The sequence below is a fragment of the Pigmentiphaga kullae genome, assembly GCF_004216695.1.
In the GTDB taxonomy this organism is placed as follows: domain Bacteria; phylum Pseudomonadota; class Gammaproteobacteria; order Burkholderiales; family Burkholderiaceae_B; genus Pigmentiphaga; species Pigmentiphaga kullae.
On sequence record NZ_SGXC01000002.1, the window covers coordinates 497,265 to 513,940 of the forward strand.

Consider the following 16,676-nt stretch of genomic DNA (forward strand, 5'->3'; position numbering starts at 1 on the left):
CCGCGCGCTTTTACCGCAGCGTATGCTCCATTTCGGCCTCGTCGTACAGGTCGACGGGCACCGGCTTCACGTGCCAGATCTGCTCGGCGTATTCGCGGATGCTGCGGTCCGACGAAAACTTGCCCGAGCGCGCGGTGTTGAGGATGGACATGCGCGTCCAGCTTTCGGTGTCGCGATAGGCCTGGCTGACGAGATCCTGGCATTCGATGTAGGACTGGTAGTCCGCCAGCAGCAGGTAGGGGTCGTGCCGCAGCAGGTCGTCGACCAGTGGCCGGAACAGTTCGGTGTCGCCGCGCGAGAAGAAGCCGCTCTGGATCAGGTCGAGGCAGGTGCGCAGTTCGCTGTGGCTGTGGTAGTAGTCGCCGGGATGGTAGCCCGCGGTCTTGATGTGGCGCACTTCCGCCGCGGTATGACCGAACAGGAAGAAGTTCTCGGCCCCGACCTGGTCGCGCAGCTCGATGTTGGCGCCGTCCATGGTGCCTATGGTCAGCGCGCCGTTCATCGCGAATTTCATGTTGCCGGTGCCCGAGGCTTCCTTGCCCGCCAGCGATATCTGCTCGGACAGTTCGGCGGCCGGATAGATGCACTGGCCCTGGGTGACGTTGAAGTTGGGGATGAACACCACCTTGAGCAGGTCGCGCACGTCGGGATCGTTGTTGACCACTTCGCCCACCGAGGTGATGAGCTTGATCATCAGCTTGGCCGTGTGATAGCCAGGCGCGGCCTTGCCGCCGAAAATGAAGGTACGGGGCAGGGGATCGCGCGCCCGGCCGGACTTCAGGCGGTGGTACAGGGTGACGATGTGCAGGACCGCCAGGTGCTGGCGCTTGTATTCGTGGATGCGCTTGACCAGCACGTCGAACATCGAGTCGGGATCGACCTTCACGCCCGTGCGGCGCAGGATCAGCGCGGCCAGGTCCACCTTATTGGCGCGCTTGACCGCGCGCCACTCCTGCCGGAAGGCGGCATCGTCGATGTAGTCTTCGATCAGGCGGATGCGGGGCAGGTCGGTCACCCAGCCGTCGCCGATGGCGCCGGTCACCAGCGAGGTCAGCCGCGGATTGCTCAGGACCAGCCAGCGGCGCGGCGTGACGCCGTTCGTGACATTGGTGAACTTCTCGGGCCACATCTCGTAGAAGTCCTTCAGCAGCCCGTGCTTGAGCAGGTCCGAGTGGAGTTCGGCCACGCCGTTGATGGCATGGCTGCCCACGCAGGCCAGATGCGCCATGCGCACGTAGCGCTCGCCGCTTTCGTCGATCAGCGACAGGCGGGAGATGCGGGATTCGTCCCCCAGGAAATGGATGCGCACGTCGTTCAGGAAGCGCGCGTTGATCTCGTAGATCAGTTCCAGGTGGCGCGGCAGGATGCGCTGGAACAGGTCCAGCGGCCAGCGCTCCAGCGCCTCGGGCAACAGCGTGTGGTTGGTGTACGAAAAGCTGCGCGTGGTGATGCCCCAGGCCTGGTCCCACGGCAGCAGGTGCTCGTCCACCAGCAGCCGCATCAGCTCGGCGATGGCGATGGCCGGGTGGGTGTCGTTGAGCTGGATGGCGAACTTCCTGTCGAAGTCGCCGATGGCGCCGCCCCGGGCCAGGTGGATGCGTATCATGTCCTGCAGCGAGCACGACACGAAGAAGTACTGCTGCTCCAGCCGCAATTCCTTGCCCTGGGTGGTTTCGTCGTTGGGGTAGAGCACCTTGGTCAGGTTCTCGGAGGTCACCTTCTTGCTGACTGCGCCCAGGTAGTCGCCCCGGTTGAAGACCGAGAAATCGAAGGATTCGGTGGCTTCGGCCCGCCACAGGCGCAGTGTGTTGGTGGTGTTGACACGGTAGCCCGGAATGGGCGAGTCGAACGGCACGCCCACCACGGTCTTCTCGGGGGCCCAGCGTACGCGCAGGTAGCCGGCATCGTCGGTGTACTGCTCGGTGTGGCCGCCAAGCTTGATCTCCACCGCCCATTCGGCGCGCTGGATTTCCCAGGGGTTGCCGTAGCGCAGCCACTTGTCGGTATTCTCGACCTGCCAGCCGTCGATGATGGTCTGGAAGAAGATGCCGTATTCGTAGCGGATGCCGTAGCCGAAAGCCGGGATCTGCCCGGTGGCCAGCGAATCCAGGAAGCAGGCGGCCAGGCGGCCCAGGCCGCCGTTGCCCAGGCCGGGCTCTTCTTCCTGGCGCAGGATCTCGCCGTAGTCCAGCTTCAGTTCGGCCAGGGCCTCGCGCACGCTGTCGGCGATGCCCAGGTTGATCAGGTGGTTGCCCAGGTGCGGGCCCATCAGGAATTCGGCCGACAGGTAGGCGACGGTGCGCGGCGCGGTCTGGTTGTACTGGGCCGTGCTGCTGATCCAGCGCTGCAGGCTGCGATCGCGTATGGTGTGGGCCAGGGCCAGGTAGAGGTCGTTCTTGCCCGAGATCTTCGGAAACTTGCCTACCGTGTAGAACAGGTGGTCGAAGAAGGCGCGCTTCAGGCTTTCCTTGGAGAACGACGTGCGTTCGTCGTCGTCATCGGCCGTCAGGGGAACGGGTGCGGACACGTGCGGAGCTCCCATCTGTACGCCGCCCCAGGGGCGGGGCAACCCGGTTATTGTTGCTTTCGGGATCCGGACGGCGCAAGCCGCGTTTTCAATTGGTTAAGCATACGACAGCCCCATGAAAGGGGCTGGTCACTGCAAGGCTTCCAGCAGGTCCTGCTCGAACTGGATCTGGCTGCGTGCGTTGTTCAGCGTGTCGCCGTCGATCAGGAAGGTGTCCTCGACCCGTTCGCCCAGCGTCATGACCTTGGCGGTCTTGAGGTTGATGCCGTGCTTGACGAAGGTGCGCGCCAGCGCGTGCAGCAGGCCGGTCCGGTCGGAAGCCGTCACGCTCAGTATCCACGACTGCCCGCGTTCGTCGGGCCGCAGTTCGATCGCGGGCGTGATCGGGAACATGCGCGACTGGCGCGACTGGCGGGGGCCGAGCGGAACGGTCTCGCCCGCCGAGGCCGGCCCGGCGGCGTGCGGCGCGGCCAGCCGCTGGGTCAGTTCGGGTTCGACCAGGCTTAGCAGCGAGCGCTGTTCGCTGGGCGTGCCCTGGGCCAGCACGATGAAGCTGTCCAGCGCCCAGCCGTGGCGGGTGGTGTGGATGCGGGCGTCCTGGATGCTGAGGTGCCGTTCGTCGAAGTAGCCGCAGATGCGGGCGAACAGGTCGGGCTGGTCCTTGACGTAGACCACGATCTGCAGGCCTTCGCCGATGGGCGCCAGGCGGGCGCGCACGATGGGCGTTTCGCTGTTGACTTTGTTGTACAGGTGCCGGGTCTGCCAGGCGATCTCGGGGGCCTCGTGGCGCAGGAAATAGGCCACGTCCAGCTGCTTCCACAGGGCCTCGTGGGCGTCCTCCGTCAGTCCCGCCAGCCGCAGCGCGCCCAGCGCCTCTTCCTTGCGGTTCTCCAGGATGGCGCGGGAGTCGGGGATCTCGCCGCCCAGCGCCCGCCGCGTCTTGACGAACAGGTCCTCGAGCAGCTTGCCTTTCCAGGCGTTCCAGACCTTGGGGCTGGTGCCGCGTATGTCGGCCACGGTCAGCAGGTAGAGCGCGGTCAGGTGCCGCGTGTCGCCCATCAGCGCGGCGAATTCCTGGATGACCTGCGGATCCGACAAGTCCTTCTTCTGCGCCACCGAGGACAGCGTCAGGTGCTGGCGCACCAGGAATTCCAGCAGCGCCGCGTCGTCCTTGGCCAGGCCGTGCTCGCGCGCGAACTTGCGCGCCTCGGCCGCGCCCAGCTCGGAATGGTCGCCGCCGCGGCCCTTGGCGATGTCGTGGAACAGGGCCGCCGCGTACAGGATCCAGTGGCCGTCGAAGTTCGCGATCAACTGGCTGCACAGCGGGTATTCGTGCGCATGCTCGGGCATCGTGAAGCGGCGCAGATTGCGCACCACCATCAGGATGTGCTGGTCCACGGTATAGGCGTGGAACAGGTCGTGCTGCATCTGGCCGACGATGCGGCGGAAGGGCAGCAGGTAGCGCGGCAGGATGCTCAGTTCGTTCATCCGGCGCAGTTCGTGCACGATGCCGCGCTGCTGTTGCAGGATGGACAGGAACAGGTGGCGGTTGACCGGGTTGCGCCGGAACTGGGCGTCGATGCGCCGGCGCGCGTGCCAGATGGCGCGCAGCATGCGGGCCGACATGCCCTTGAGCGCGGGCTGCTGCTGCATGACCAGGAAGGCGCGCAGCAGCAGCGTCGGGTTGCGTTCGAACGCATCGTCCCGGTACATGTCCAGCCGTTCGTGCAGGCTGCGGAAATCCTCGTCGATGGGCTGGGCTTCTTCCCCGGGGCGCGCGAACAGGCGTTCTTCCAGGTTCTGGACCAGGATGGTGTTGAGCTGGGTCACCAGCTTGGCCGCCCAGTAGTAGCGCTGCATCAGCATTTCGCTGGGGCGGCGGGCGCCGCCGGCCTCGATGCCGTATACCTTGGCCATGGCCGGCTGGATGTCGAATACCAGCCTGTCCTCGCGCCGGCCGGTCAGCAGGTGCAGTTCGATGCGCAGGCGCTTGAAGGCCTGCTCGGCGCGCCGCAGGTGGCGCGCCTCGTCGGCCGTCAGCAGCCCCGCGCGCGCCACCTGGGCCCAGGTCTTGCCGAAGCCGGCCGCCCGCGCCATCCACAGGATGACCTGCAGGTCGCGCAGGCCGCCGGGCGATTCCTTGCAGTTGGGTTCCAGCGCGTACGGCGTGTAGTTGTACTTCGTGTGCCGCTGCTGCATCTCCAGCTGCTTGTCGTGGAAGAAGGCGCGCTTGTCCAGCCGGCCGCGCATCGCGGTCTCGAACTGGCGCATCAGCGTCCGGCTGCCGGCCAGGTAGCGGGCCTCCAGCAGGGCGGTTTCCACGGTGATGTCCCGGGCCGCCTCGGCCATGCATTCTTCCACCGTGCGTACGCTGTGGCCGGGCTCCAGCCCAATGTCCCACAGCGCCGTGATCAGCGCACCTATCCTGGCCTCGTCCTCGGCGCCGGGCGGCTGGCGCAGCAGCACCAGCACGTCCACGTCGGAATAGGGGTACAGCTCGCCCCGGCCGTAGCCGCCCACGGCCGCCAGCGTCGCGCCCTCGGGCAGGGGGTGGCGCTCGAGCAGCGCCACCAGCGTGCGGTCGACGATGCGCCGCAGCTCGGTCAGGAGCCCGTCGGCGCGCAGGTTTTCGCGGTAGGTGGCGATCGCGCGTTCGCGCGCCGCCCGCATGGCATTGCGCAGGCCCTGCAGTTCGTTCAGGGCGGGCGAGGTCAGCGTGGCGGCGGATAGGGGGGCGGACATGGGGGCGGGCGGAGTCAGGCGGCCTTGGCGGCGACGAAGCTGGGCGGGGCGGGCATGCCGGGCGAGACGGTCAGGGTCTCGTAGCCGGTGTCCGTCACCACCACCGTGTGTTCCCACTGGGCCGACAGGCTGTGGTCGCGGGTCACGATGGTCCAGCCGTCGGCCAGTTCGCGGATTTCCCGGCGTCCGGCGTTGATCATGGGTTCCACCGTGAAGATCATGCCCGGCAGCAGTTCGAGGCCAGTGCCGGGCTTGCCGTAGTGCAGCACCTGCGGGTCTTCGTGGAACACCTGGCCGATGCCGTGGCCGCAGAATTCCCGGACCACGCTGTAGCCATGGGCTTCGGCATGTTTCTGAATGGCGTGGCCGATGTCGCCCAGGTGGGCGCCGGGCCGGACCTGCTCGATGCCCAGCCACATGCACTCGTAGGTGACCTGCGCGAGGCGGCGGGCCAGGATGGACGGTTCGCCGGCGAAGAACATGCGGCTCGTATCGCCGTGCCAGCCCTCCTTGATGATGGTGACGTCGATGTTGAGCGAGTCGCCGTTCTTCAGGATCTTGTCGCCGGGGATGCCGTGACAGACCTGGTGGTTGACCGAGGTGCAGATCGCCCCGGTGAAGGGCGGGTAGCCAGGCGGCGCGTAGCCGATGGTGGCCGACTTCACCTTCAGTTCGTCGGTCATGTATTCCAGGCAGAGCCGGTCCAGTTCGCCGGTGGTCACGCCCGGCTTGACGTGGGGCGCGATGAAATCCAGTACGCTGGCCGCCGCCTGGCAGGCCTCGCGCATTTTTTCGATTTCCTCGGCCGACTTGATGGTGATGCTCATGATCTGCTTCCCGCGCTGTGTGCGCTCCATTATGGCCCCGGACCGCCCGTCGCGACCCCGCAGCCGCCCTGGAACGCCGCCTGAAGGGGCGTGGCGGGGCTTTCTTTGTAACAGAAAGCGACGAGGGCCAGGGCCGGGCCGGGCGGGTCGCTTGAGCAGGTGGTCCGGAAAATAGTAGAATTATAGGCTTCCTGCGATTTCGGGAAGTTTTTCACCTCAACCGCGCGCCGTGTCATCCAGGGTGCCGGCCGGGCCAAGTGTGGCCTGGCGGGTGCTGATACGGTGCAAGACCCAACCCTCGGAGTCAATATGTCCGTTAGCATGCGCGAAATGCTGGAAGCCGGTGTCCACTTCGGCCACCAAACCCGCTTCTGGAACCCCAAGATGGCCCCCTATATCTTCGGCCATCGCAACAAGATCCACATCATCAACCTCGAGAAGACCCTGGCCCTGTACCAGGACGCTCTGAAGTTCGTGCGTCAACTGTCGGCCCGTGGCGGCACGATCCTGTTCGTCAGCACCAAGCGCGCCGCCCGCGAGATCATCGCCGAGGAAGCGCAGCGCTGCGGCATGCCCTACGTCGACAGCCGCTGGCTGGGCGGCATGCTGACCAACTTCAAGACGGTCAAGACCTCGATCAAGCGCCTGAAGGACATGGAAGCCATGCAGGCCGAGGGTGCGACCGAGCGCATGAGCAAGAAGGAAGCGCTGATGTTCCAGCGCGAGCTCGAGAAGCTGAACAAGTCCATCGGCGGCATCAAGGACATGAATGGCCTGCCGGACGCGATCTTCATCATCGACGTCGGGTATCACAAAATTACCGTCACTGAAGCCAAGGCGCTTAACATTCCGGTCGTCGCCGTGGTCGATACTAACCACTCGCCGGACGGCGTGGCCCACGTCATCCCGGGCAACGACGACTCGTCCAAGGCGATCGCCCTGTACGCCCGCGGCGTGGCCGATGCCGTGGCCGAAGGCCGCGAGCAGGCCCTGCAAGGCGTGGTCGATGCCGTGACCGAAGGCGGCGACGAGTTCGTGGAAGTCGAAGGCGAGGAATAAGCTCCCCCCCCTACGCGCTTGCGCGCGCCCCCCAGGGGGCGATGCGGGTGGACCGGCGGAGCCGGATCCACCGCATCCTGGGTCTGCGGGGTTGGGACCTAATGAATGCTTGAAGGGGCCTTGAGCCCCTTCTTTTTAGTCAAACTAATTTCCGCCCTTGTGGAGGGCGGAAGATGTCAGGAGTAATCATGGCCGAAATTACCGCAGCAATGGTCAAGGAACTGCGCGAGAAGACCGACGCGCCCATGATGGAGTGCAAGAAGGCGTTGACCGAGGCCGGCGGCGATCTGGCCAAGGCCGAGGAAATCCTGCGCGTGAAGCTGGGCAGCAAGGCCAGCAAGGCCGCTGCCCGCGTGACCGCCGAAGGCCTGGTGGCCCTGTATGTCTCGGCCGATGCCAAGACCGGCGTCGCCGTCGAAGTCAACAGCGAAACCGATTTCGTGGCCAAGAACGACGATTTCGTCCAGTTCGCCAACGATATCGCCGAGTTGATCGCCAAGGCCAACCCGGCCGACGTCGCCGCCCTGTCCGAACTGGCGTTCCGTGACGGCACCGTGGAAAGCGTGCGCACCGCGCTGGTCGGCAAGATCGGCGAGAACATCTCCATCCGCCGCTTCACCCGCATCGCGACCGAGAACAAGCTGGCCCAGTACGTCCACGGCGGCCGTATCGGCGTGCTGGTCGAGTACTCCGGCGACGAAACGCTGGGCAAGGACATCGCCATGCACGTCGCGGCCACCAAGCCGAAGGCGCTGGACGCCTCGGGCGTGTCGCAGGACGACATCCAGCGCGAGCGTTCGGTTGCCGAGCAGAAGGCCGCCGAATCGGGCAAGCCCGCCGACATCGTCGCCAAGATGGTCGAAGGTTCGGTCCAGAAGTTCCTGAAAGAGGTTACGCTGTTGTCGCAACCGTTCGTCAAGGACGACAAGCAGACCGTCCAGCAGGTGCTCAAGGCCAAGAACTCCGACGTGAAGCAGTTCGTGCTGTACGTCGTGGGCGAAGGCATCGAGAAGAAGGTCACCGACTTCGCCGCCGAAGTCGCTGCCCAGGCTGCTGCTGCAAAAAACTGACCCCCCCTACGCGCTTACGCGCGCCCCCCGGGGGGCGGCCTCGAGGGACCGGCGGAGCCGGATCCCTCGTGCCTCGTCTGGAGAGTGTGGGGTATGTTGTACCGATGTTGATGTATACGCAGCGCAGTGGGGTTGGCCTCCTGCGGGCGGAGAAGGGCCGGATGTCGGCGATTGCGCGGGAGCATGTATGACGGTGGAAATGAACGCATCTGGAACGAAAACGGGGGCGTACAAGCGCGTCCTGCTCAAGCTGTCGGGCGAAGCCCTGATGGGTGACGATGCGTTCGGTATCAACCGGGCGACCATCGGCCGCATGGTCGAGGAAATCGCCGAGGTGGCCGAGTCCGGCGTCGAGCTGGCGCTGGTCATCGGCGGCGGCAACATCTTCCGCGGCGTGGCGCCGGGCGCCCAGGGCATGGACCGCGCCACCGCCGACTACATGGGCATGATGGCCACCATCATGAACTCGCTGGCGCTGCAGGACGCGCTCAAGCGCCGCGGCGTCGATGCCCGCGTGCAGTCCGCGCTCACCATCGAGCAGGTGGTCGAGCCCTACATCCGCCCCAAGGCCCTGCGCTACCTGGAAGAGGGCAAGGTCGTGATCTTCGCGGCCGGCACGGGCAACCCGTTCTTCACCACCGATACGGCGGCCGCCTTGCGCGGCGCCGAGGTCGGTGCCGAAATCGTATTGAAGGCAACCAAGGTCGACGGCATCTATTCGGCCGATCCCAAGAAGGATCCCACGGCCACGCGCTACAGCCGCATCAGCTTCGACGAGGCCATCGTGCGCCGCCTGGAAGTGATGGATGCGACGGCGTTCGCGCTGTGCCGCGACCAGAAGCTGCCGATCAAGGTTTTCTCGATCAACAAGCCTGGCGCCCTGAAGCGCGTCGTCGCGGGCGACGACGAAGGCACGCTGGTGCACGTTTGATCGATTGTTCAGCATTTAGGAGACCGCAATGAGCGCTTCCGACGTCAAGAAAAACGCCGAGACCAAGATGGGCAAGTCCATCGACACCCTGAAGGGCAGTCTCGCGAAGATCCGTACGGGTCGTGCCCATGCCGGCATACTGGACCACGTCCAGGTCGAGTACTACGGCTCCATGGTTCCGCTGAGCCAGGTCGCCAACGTGAGCGTGCTCGATGCGCGCACCCTGAGCGTCCAGGCCTGGGAAAAGAAGATGGCGCAGGTGGTCGAGAAAGCCATCCGCGAATCCGACCTGGGGCTCAATCCCCAGTCCATGGGCGACCTGATCCGCGTGCCGATGCCGGCGCTGACCGAAGAGCGCCGCCGCGAGCTGACCAAGGTGGTCAAGGGCGAGGGCGAGGATGCCAAGGTCGCCGTGCGCAACCTGCGCCGCGACGCCAACGAGCAGCTCAAGCGCCTGGTCAAGGACAAGGAAATCTCCGAGGACGAAGAGCGCCGCGCCCAGGACGACGTCCAGAAGCTGACGGACCGTTTCGTCGCCGAGATCGACAAGGTGGTCACGCAGAAAGAAGCGGAGATCATGACGGTTTGAGTTCCGCCGTGCATATTCGGTCCCAGCGGAGCTGACATGGCCCTGAGCTCAACCCTCGGTGTTCCCCGTACCGACGCCGTGCCCAGGCATGTGGCGATCATCATGGACGGCAACGGCCGCTGGGCCACGCAGCGCTTCCTGCCCCGCGTGGCGGGCCACAAGAAGGGCGTGGATGCCGTCAGGGCGGTGGTGGAGGCCTGCGCCGCCCGCGGCGTCGAATACCTGACCCTGTTCGCCTTCAGTTCCGAGAACTGGCGCCGGCCGGCGGACGAAGTCACGCTGCTGATGCGGCTGTTCGTCCATGCTCTGGAGCGGGAAGTCGCCCGTCTGGCCCGCAACGGCATCAAGCTCAAGGTCGTGGGGGACATCAGCGCGTTCGAGCCCCGGCTGCGCGAACTGATCGCCGACGTAGAGGCCCGCACCAGCGGCAACGACCGCCTGACGCTGACCATCGCGGCCAACTACGGCGGACGCTGGGACATCCTGGAAGCCACGCGCCGCCTGCTGGCCGCGCGTCCGGACCTGGCCGCCCATCCCGAGCAGCTGGACGAGGCCATGCTGTCGCCGTATCTGTCGATGGCCTACGCGCCCGAGCCGGACCTGTTCATCCGCACCGGCGGCGAAAAGCGCATCTCCAACTTCCTGATCTGGCAACTGGCCTATACCGAGCTGTATTTCACCGATTGCTTCTGGCCCGATTTCGACGCCGAGCAACTGGACCTGGCGTGCAAGTCTTATCGCAGCCGCGAGCGCCGCTTCGGCCGTACCAGCGCCCAGTTGAAGGCGCCGGCGGACGTCTCCTCCAACGGCGGCTGAACCCATGCTCGGGCAACGCGTCGTCACCGCCATCGTCCTGCTGATCGTCCTGGTCGCCGTGCTGGCGGTGGCCGATCCGCGGCCCTTCGAGATATTGATGGCCGTGTTCGTGGGCTGCGCGCTGTGGGAATGGTGGCGCCTGACGCTGTCGCCCCGCGGCGGCACCGGTCGCGCGCACCTGCCCGCCATCGCGGCGGGCGTGGTACTGGGCGCGGCGCTGATCGCCTGGCGCTGGAACAGCGGCGGCGCCGACCTGTCGGCCGGGCCCGCCGGCGGCTTCTGGCGCGGCCTGTGGATCGCCGTCTCGGCGGTCTGGCTGATCCTGCTGGTTCCCATGCTGTTGCGCGCCAGTCCCGACGCCGAGCCCCGCAACCCGTGGCTGACCGCGCTGGCGCCGTTCGCGCTGCTGGCCGCCTGGTCGGCCCTGACCGCGGCGTTCGGGCGCGGCGTGCCGTTCCTGCTGACCCTGATGGCGGTGGTCTGGATCGCCGACATCTCCGCCTATTTCGTCGGCCGCGCCCTGGGGCGCACCAAGCTGGCGCCGCACATCAGCCCGGGCAAGACCCGCGAGGGCGCGCTGGGCGGCATCGCCTGCGTGGTGGCCTTCGTGCTGGCCTGCGGTTTCTTTCCCGGTACCTTCGGCGCCGCCCTGGTCGCGCGCTGGGGATGGGCCGGGGCGCTGGTCCTGGCCGTGGTGCTGGCGGCGCTGTCCATAGCGGGAGACCTGTTCGAATCGCTGATCAAGCGGCGCGCCGGCATCAAGGATTCCAGCAGCCTGCTGCCGGGCCATGGCGGCGTGCTGGATCGCATCGATGCCCTGATTCCCGTCCTGCCGCTGGCCGTCCTGCTGTCATGACCTTTCGCACCGTCACCATACTGGGCGCCACCGGCTCCATCGGCGCCAGCACGCTGGACGTGATCGCGCGCCATCCGCAGCGCTACCGCGTCCACGCCCTGAGCGCCCACAGCCGCATGGAACAGCTTGCCGCCCAGGCGGAGGCCAGCCAGGCCGCCGTCGTGGTGGTGCCGGACGACGCGGCGCGCCGGCGTTTCGTCGACGCCTGGCGGGGCAGGGCACGGCTGCCGGAGATCCGCATGGGCGCGCAGGCGCTGGCCGAGACCGCCGCGGACGAGGCCAGCGATACGGTCATGGCCGCCATCGTGGGCGCCGCCGGCCTGCCCTCGGCCCTGGCGGCCGCCAGCGCGGGCAAGCGGGTGCTGCTGGCCAACAAGGAGGCCCTGGTGGTGGCGGGGCGCCTGTTCATGGACGCGGTGCGCGACAACGGCGCCGAACTCCTGCCTATCGACAGCGAACACAATGCCATCTTCCAGTGTCTGCCGCATGGCGCCCATGCCTCGGGAGCCCAGGCGCCGGCGCCGGGCGTGCGCCGGCTGCTGCTGACGGCCTCCGGCGGCCCGTTCCGCACCCGTCCGCTGGACAGCCTGGCGGACGTGACGCCGGACCAGGCCTGCGCCCATCCCAATTGGTCCATGGGGCGCAAGATCTCGGTCGATTCCGCCACCATGCTGAACAAGGGGCTGGAAGTCATCGAGGCGCACTGGCTGTTCGCGATGCCGCCCGAGCGCATCGACGTCGTGGTGCACCCGCAAAGCGTGATCCATTCCATGGTCGAGTACGACGACGGCTCGGTGCTGGCGCAGCTCGGCCATCCCGATATGCGCACGCCCATCGCGTACGGACTGGCGTTCCCCGAGCGCATCGCCACGGGCGTGGGGCCGCTGGACCTGGCCCGCCTGGGCCGGCTGGACTTCGAGGCTCCCGACCTGGCCCGTTTTCCGTGCCTGCGCCTGGCCTTCGAGGCGCTGCGCGGCGGGCAGGGCGCCTGCGTGGCCCTGAACGCCGCCAACGAGGTGGCGGTCGAGGCCTTCCTGCAAGGCGCGGCCTCCTACCCGGCAATCGCGGCTATCATCGAGACCGTGCTGGATGGCGGGTGGACGAGCGTGGCGGACAGGCTGGGCAGCCTGGACGGCCTGCTCGACCTGGATGGCGAGGCCCGCGCCCGGGCCCGCGAGGCCCTGGCCAGGGCCGCCGGGACGAGCCGCTAGGAGCCGCGCTTGCCGCGCCGCCTGGCTCTCCGCCGCCGGCCTTTGGCCGATAATCCTGTCATGTTCGCTTACCGAGATTCCCCGTGTATTTCCGGAGCCGGCGTGCATTTCCGTGTTAAATCGTCGGTTCGGCGGCCCGGACAGGGCGTCGGAGCAAGGAGATTTCCATGTTGTTGACGTTGGCGGCCTTCGCCGTCGCGCTGGGCGTGCTGGTGGTGATCCATGAATTGGGGCATTACCTCGTGGCCCGCGCATGCGGGGTGCGCATCCTGAGGTTCTCGGTGGGGTTCGGCAAGGTGCTGTGCAAGCGCACCGACCGCCACGGCACGGAATGGGCCCTGTCGGCGATCCCGCTGGGCGGCTATGTGAAGATGCTGGACGAGCGCGAGGGCGAGGTGCCCGCCGCCGAGCGTGGACGGGCGTTCAATGCCCAGCCGGTGGGCAAGCGCATCGCCATCGTCGCGGCCGGACCGGTGTTCAACCTGGTGCTGGCGGCGCTGCTGTACGCGGCGCTGAACATGGCCGGCGTCAAGGAGCCGGCCGCGGTACTGGGCGCTCCCGCGGCCGGCACGCCGGCCTTCGCGGCGGGCGTGCAGGCGGGCGACCGCATCCTGGCCATCGACGGCGCCGAGGTGGGGACCTGGGGCGACGCGCGCTGGATGCTGCTCAAGAGCCTGACCGACAAGGGGCGTCCCGCCGTCGAGGTGCAGACGGCCGGCGGCGAGCGCCGGGTGCGTCCGGTCGATTTCTCCCAGGCGGCCCTTGGCCAGATGGAAGGCGACGTGCTGGGCCGCGAGGGCTTCGGCCTAGCCAGCCCGAAACCGGTGATCCGCGGCATCGTGCCCGAGAGCGCCGCCGCCCAGGCGGGCCTCCTGGCCGGCGACAAGGTGGTGGCGGCGGGCGACAGGAAGGATCCTTCGGCCACCGAACTGATCACGCTGATCCAGGCCCATGCCGGCCAGCCGCTGCGCCTGTCCGTGGTGCGCGACGGCGCGGCGCTGGCGATCGACGTCCTGCCGCGCGAGGAACGCCTGGCGGACGGTACGCTGGTGGGCCGCATCGGCGCCCAGATCGGCGGCGACATCCAGCTCATCACCGTGCGCCACGGCCCGCTCCAGAGCCTGGCGATGGGCGCCCAGCGCACCGCCGAGGTGTCCTGGTTCTCGTTGCGGATGCTGGGCAAGATGCTGGTGGGGGACGTGGCGCTGAGCAACCTGAGCGGGCCGGTTACCATCGCCGACTACGCCGGCCAGACGGCCAGGATGGGGCTGGAAGCCTACATCGCCTTCCTGGCGCTGGTCAGCGTCAGCCTGGGCGTGCTCAATCTCCTGCCCATCCCCATGCTGGACGGGGGACACCTGCTGTATTATCTCGTCGAGATCATCCGGGGCAGTCCGCCGCCGGAACGCTGGATGGAAGTGGGGCAGCGCGCCGGGTTCGGCATCCTGATGGTGCTGATGGCCGTTGCCTTGTTCAACGACTTTACGCGACTGCTGACCTAGAACCCATGCGCGCCGCCTTGCCCGCCGCCCCCGTGGACCGTGCCTCGACCGCCCGGGCCGGATCGAGCCGCACGCCGCGCTTTCGCATATCACTCAATTAAGAAAACTCCGGGATTACGCATGACCAATCGCACCCGGCGCATGCCGCGTCTGCTGTCCATTTTGCTGGCCATGGCGGTCACCCCCCTGGCCTACGCCTTCGATCCCTTCGTTGTCCGCGACATCCGGGTGGAAGGCATCCAGCGCACCGAGGCCGGCACGGTCTTCGGGTACCTGCCGGTCAAGGTGGGCGAGCGCTTCACCGAAGAGCAGGCCACGCAGGCGGTGCGGGCGCTGTACGGCACGGGCTTCTTCCGCGACGTGCGGATCGAGGTCGAGAACGACGTGGTGGTGGTCATCGTCGACGAACGCCCCGCGATCGCCGCGATCTCCTTCAACGGCATGCGTGAATTCGAGTCCGCCAACGTACTCAAGTCGCTGGCCGAAGTGGGCTTCGCCGAGGCCCGCATCTTCGACCGCGCCTTGCTCGACCGCGCCGTGCAGGAACTCAAGCGCCAGTACCTGGCGCGCGGCAAGTACTCGGTCGAGATCGTGCCGACGATCACGCCGCTCGAACGCAACCGCGTCGGCATCACCTTCGACATCTTCGAAGGCGACGTGGCGCGCATCGCGGGCATCAAGATCATCGGCGCCAAGGCCATCCGCGAAAGCGAGCTGCTGGACCTGCTGCAGCTCACCACGCCGGGCTGGCTGACCTGGTACACCAAGGCCGACCAGTATTCCCGCCAGAAGCTGCAGGGCGACATCGAAACCCTGCGCTCCTACTACATGAACCGCGGCTACCTCGAATTCAACGTCGATTCGCCGCAGGTCACGATCTCGCCCGACCGCAAGGACATCTTCATCACCCTGTCCATCACGGAAGGCGACAAATACTCGGTCAGCGACGTCAAGCTGGCGGGCGACCTGCTGGGCCTGGACGAAGACCTCAACAAGCTGATCACGGTCAAGCCCGGCGAGACCTTCTCGGCCGAGAAGGTCAACGCCTCCAGCAAGGCCATCACCGACTACCTGGGCAAGCTGGGCTACGCCTTCAGCAACGTCAATGCCACGCCCCAGGTCGACCGCGAGAAGAAGACCGCGGCCATCACCTTCTTCGTCGATCCCAACCGTCGCGTGTACGTGCGCCGCGTGAACATCGGCGGCAACACCCGCACCCGCGACGTCGTGATCCGCCGCGAGATGCGCCAGCTCGAGAGCGCCTGGTACGACGCCGGCAAGATCCAGCTGTCGCGCGACCGCATCGACCGCCTGGGCTATTTCCAGAACATCAACATCGAGACGCCGCCGGTGCCGGGCACGCCCGACCAGATCGACGTCAACGTGAACGTGCAGGAAAAGCCCACCGGCATGATCAACCTGGGCGCGGGCTTCAGCAGTACCGACAAGGTGGTGCTGTCGGCGGGTATCAGCCAGGACAACATCTTCGGCAGCGGCACCACCGCCGGCCTGGAACTGAACACCGGCAAGACCTACCGCACGATCGCGATCAGCCAGACCAACCCATACTTCACGCAGGATGGCATCAGCCGGTCGACCAGCCTCTACTACCGTACGCTGCGTCCGCTGTCGATCAACACCGGCGACTACCGCATCAAGACCATGGGGGCGAGCCTGACGTTCGGCGTGCCCTTCACGGAAACCCAGCGCGTGTTCTTCGGCACCGCGCTGGAAGCCAACGACATCGACACCTACGACAGCAGCCCGCAGCGCTTCATCGACTACGTCAACACCTTCGGTGCGCGCAGCAACGCCGTCATCTTCTCGGTGGGCTGGAGCAACGACCGGCGCGACAGCGCGCTGGCGCCCACGCGCGGCACGTACCAGCGCGCCGCCGGCGAAACCTCGCTGTTCGGCGACCTGCGCTACTACAAGGCCAGCTACCAGCACCAGTACTACTGGCCCATCACGCGCAGCATGACGCTGGCGCTGAACGGCCAGGTCGACTACGGCAAGGGCTTCGGCGGCCGGCCGTACCCGCTGCTCAAGAACGTGTACGCCGGCGGTATCGGGTCGGTGCGCGGCTACGACGGCGGTTCGCTGGGCCCGCGCGACAGCAAGAACGGCGACAGCCTGGGCGGCGCCAAGCGGGTCATCGCCAATGCCGAGCTGCTGCTGCCGTTCCCCGGCACGCAGCAGGACCGCACGCTGCGCTGGTTCCTGTTCGCCGATGCGGGTAACGTCTACGCCGACGAGGAGAACATCAACCTGGGCCAGTTGCGGTACTCGGCCGGTATCGGCCTGAGCTGGCAGTCGCCCATCGGTCCGCTGAAGATTTCCTTCGGCAAGGCGCTCAACGCCAAGCCGCAGGACCGGACCCAGAGCTTCCAGTTCCAGATCGGCACGGGGTTCTGACGACGCGAGCCAGGCGGGCGGCCGCAAGGCCTATGCCCGCCCGGGAATTTTTCTGCTACAACCAATTACCAGGGCCCGGCCCCGGGCGCTTGCCCGGCCCGGCGCCATTAGTGGCAAAATACACGACTACC

At 67.0% G+C, this 16,676-nt stretch carries 12 protein-coding genes; 9 read left to right on the forward strand and 3 right to left on the reverse strand.

The window, feature by feature from the left end:
• Positions 1-10: 10 nt before the first annotated feature.
• The 3 genes from EV675_RS16710 to map all read right to left on the reverse strand — a co-directional run bounded on the left by EV675_RS16710 (position 11) and on the right by map (position 6,096).
• On the reverse strand, positions 11-2,542 hold the full coding sequence (locus EV675_RS16710) for a glycogen/starch/alpha-glucan phosphorylase (protein WP_130358363.1): 2,532 nt from the start codon (positions 2,540-2,542) through the stop codon (positions 11-13).
• Positions 2,543-2,656: 114 nt separating this feature from the next.
• Positions 2,657-5,269, reverse strand: coding sequence for a [protein-PII] uridylyltransferase (locus tag EV675_RS16715; protein ID WP_130358364.1), 2,613 nt, complete (start codon positions 5,267-5,269; stop codon positions 2,657-2,659).
• A gap of 14 nt (positions 5,270-5,283) precedes the next feature.
• Entirely contained in the window at positions 5,284-6,096 is an 813-nt protein-coding gene (gene map, locus EV675_RS16720; RefSeq protein ID WP_130358365.1) for a type I methionyl aminopeptidase, read from the reverse strand.
• A 309-nt stretch (positions 6,097-6,405) separates the two neighbouring features.
• Between map and rpsB the strand changes: the two genes are divergently transcribed.
• The 9 genes from rpsB (at position 6,406) to bamA (ending at position 16,545) form a co-directional block, all read left to right on the forward strand.
• Positions 6,406-7,155, forward strand: coding sequence for a 30S ribosomal protein S2 (gene rpsB / locus EV675_RS16725; RefSeq protein WP_124689719.1), 750 nt, complete (start codon positions 6,406-6,408; stop codon positions 7,153-7,155).
• Positions 7,156-7,343: 188 nt separating this feature from the next.
• Positions 7,344-8,225, forward strand: coding sequence for a translation elongation factor Ts (tsf, locus tag EV675_RS16730; protein ID WP_130358366.1), 882 nt, complete (start codon positions 7,344-7,346; stop codon positions 8,223-8,225).
• A 199-nt stretch (positions 8,226-8,424) separates the two neighbouring features.
• On the forward strand, positions 8,425-9,156 hold the full coding sequence (gene pyrH / locus EV675_RS16735; protein ID WP_124689717.1) for a UMP kinase: 732 nt from the start codon (positions 8,425-8,427) through the stop codon (positions 9,154-9,156).
• Positions 9,157-9,184: 28 nt separating this feature from the next.
• Positions 9,185-9,745, forward strand: a complete 561-nt coding sequence (frr, locus tag EV675_RS16740; RefSeq protein ID WP_124689716.1) for a ribosome recycling factor — start codon at positions 9,185-9,187, stop codon at positions 9,743-9,745.
• Positions 9,746-9,781: 36 nt separating this feature from the next.
• Positions 9,782-10,561: a polyprenyl diphosphate synthase gene (gene uppS / locus EV675_RS16745; protein WP_130358367.1), complete on the forward strand. Its 780-nt coding sequence runs from the start codon at positions 9,782-9,784 to the stop codon at positions 10,559-10,561.
• A 4-nt stretch (positions 10,562-10,565) separates the two neighbouring features.
• A complete protein-coding gene (locus EV675_RS16750; RefSeq protein ID WP_130358368.1) occupies positions 10,566-11,417 on the forward strand; it encodes a phosphatidate cytidylyltransferase in 852 nt (283 codons plus the stop codon).
• Positions 11,414-12,628, forward strand: coding sequence for a 1-deoxy-D-xylulose-5-phosphate reductoisomerase (locus tag EV675_RS16755; RefSeq protein ID WP_130358369.1), 1,215 nt, complete (start codon positions 11,414-11,416; stop codon positions 12,626-12,628). The genes EV675_RS16750 and EV675_RS16755 overlap by 4 nt, the downstream gene beginning before the upstream one ends.
• A 167-nt stretch (positions 12,629-12,795) precedes the next feature.
• Positions 12,796-14,130, forward strand: coding sequence for an RIP metalloprotease RseP (gene rseP / locus EV675_RS16760; protein ID WP_130358370.1), 1,335 nt, complete (start codon positions 12,796-12,798; stop codon positions 14,128-14,130).
• A 120-nt stretch (positions 14,131-14,250) separates the two neighbouring features.
• Entirely contained in the window at positions 14,251-16,545 is a 2,295-nt protein-coding gene (gene bamA / locus EV675_RS16765) for an outer membrane protein assembly factor BamA (RefSeq protein WP_242621471.1), read from the forward strand.
• The last annotated feature ends 131 nt before the right edge of the window (positions 16,546-16,676 follow it).

What these genes read in the sequence shown, in the direction of transcription:
- EV675_RS16710 (WP_130358363.1), bottom strand. Translation starts at nt 2,542, where the DNA reads ATGGGAGCTCCGCACGTGTCCGCACCCGTTCCCCTGACGGCCGATGAC.
- EV675_RS16715 (WP_130358364.1), bottom strand. Translation starts at nt 5,269, where the DNA reads ATGTCCGCCCCCCTATCCGCCGCCACGCTGACCTCGCCCGCCCTGAAC.
- map (WP_130358365.1), bottom strand. Translation starts at nt 6,096, where the DNA reads ATGAGCATCACCATCAAGTCGGCCGAGGAAATCGAAAAAATGCGCGAG.
- rpsB (WP_124689719.1), top strand. Translation starts at nt 6,406, where the DNA reads ATGTCCGTTAGCATGCGCGAAATGCTGGAAGCCGGTGTCCACTTCGGC.
- tsf (WP_130358366.1), top strand. Translation starts at nt 7,344, where the DNA reads ATGGCCGAAATTACCGCAGCAATGGTCAAGGAACTGCGCGAGAAGACC.
- pyrH (WP_124689717.1), top strand. Translation starts at nt 8,425, where the DNA reads ATGAACGCATCTGGAACGAAAACGGGGGCGTACAAGCGCGTCCTGCTC.
- frr (WP_124689716.1), top strand. Translation starts at nt 9,185, where the DNA reads ATGAGCGCTTCCGACGTCAAGAAAAACGCCGAGACCAAGATGGGCAAG.
- uppS (WP_130358367.1), top strand. Translation starts at nt 9,782, where the DNA reads ATGGCCCTGAGCTCAACCCTCGGTGTTCCCCGTACCGACGCCGTGCCC.
- EV675_RS16750 (WP_130358368.1), top strand. Translation starts at nt 10,566, where the DNA reads ATGCTCGGGCAACGCGTCGTCACCGCCATCGTCCTGCTGATCGTCCTG.
- EV675_RS16755 (WP_130358369.1), top strand. Translation starts at nt 11,414, where the DNA reads ATGACCTTTCGCACCGTCACCATACTGGGCGCCACCGGCTCCATCGGC.
- rseP (WP_130358370.1), top strand. Translation starts at nt 12,796, where the DNA reads ATGTTGTTGACGTTGGCGGCCTTCGCCGTCGCGCTGGGCGTGCTGGTG.
- bamA (WP_242621471.1), top strand. Translation starts at nt 14,251, where the DNA reads ATGACCAATCGCACCCGGCGCATGCCGCGTCTGCTGTCCATTTTGCTG.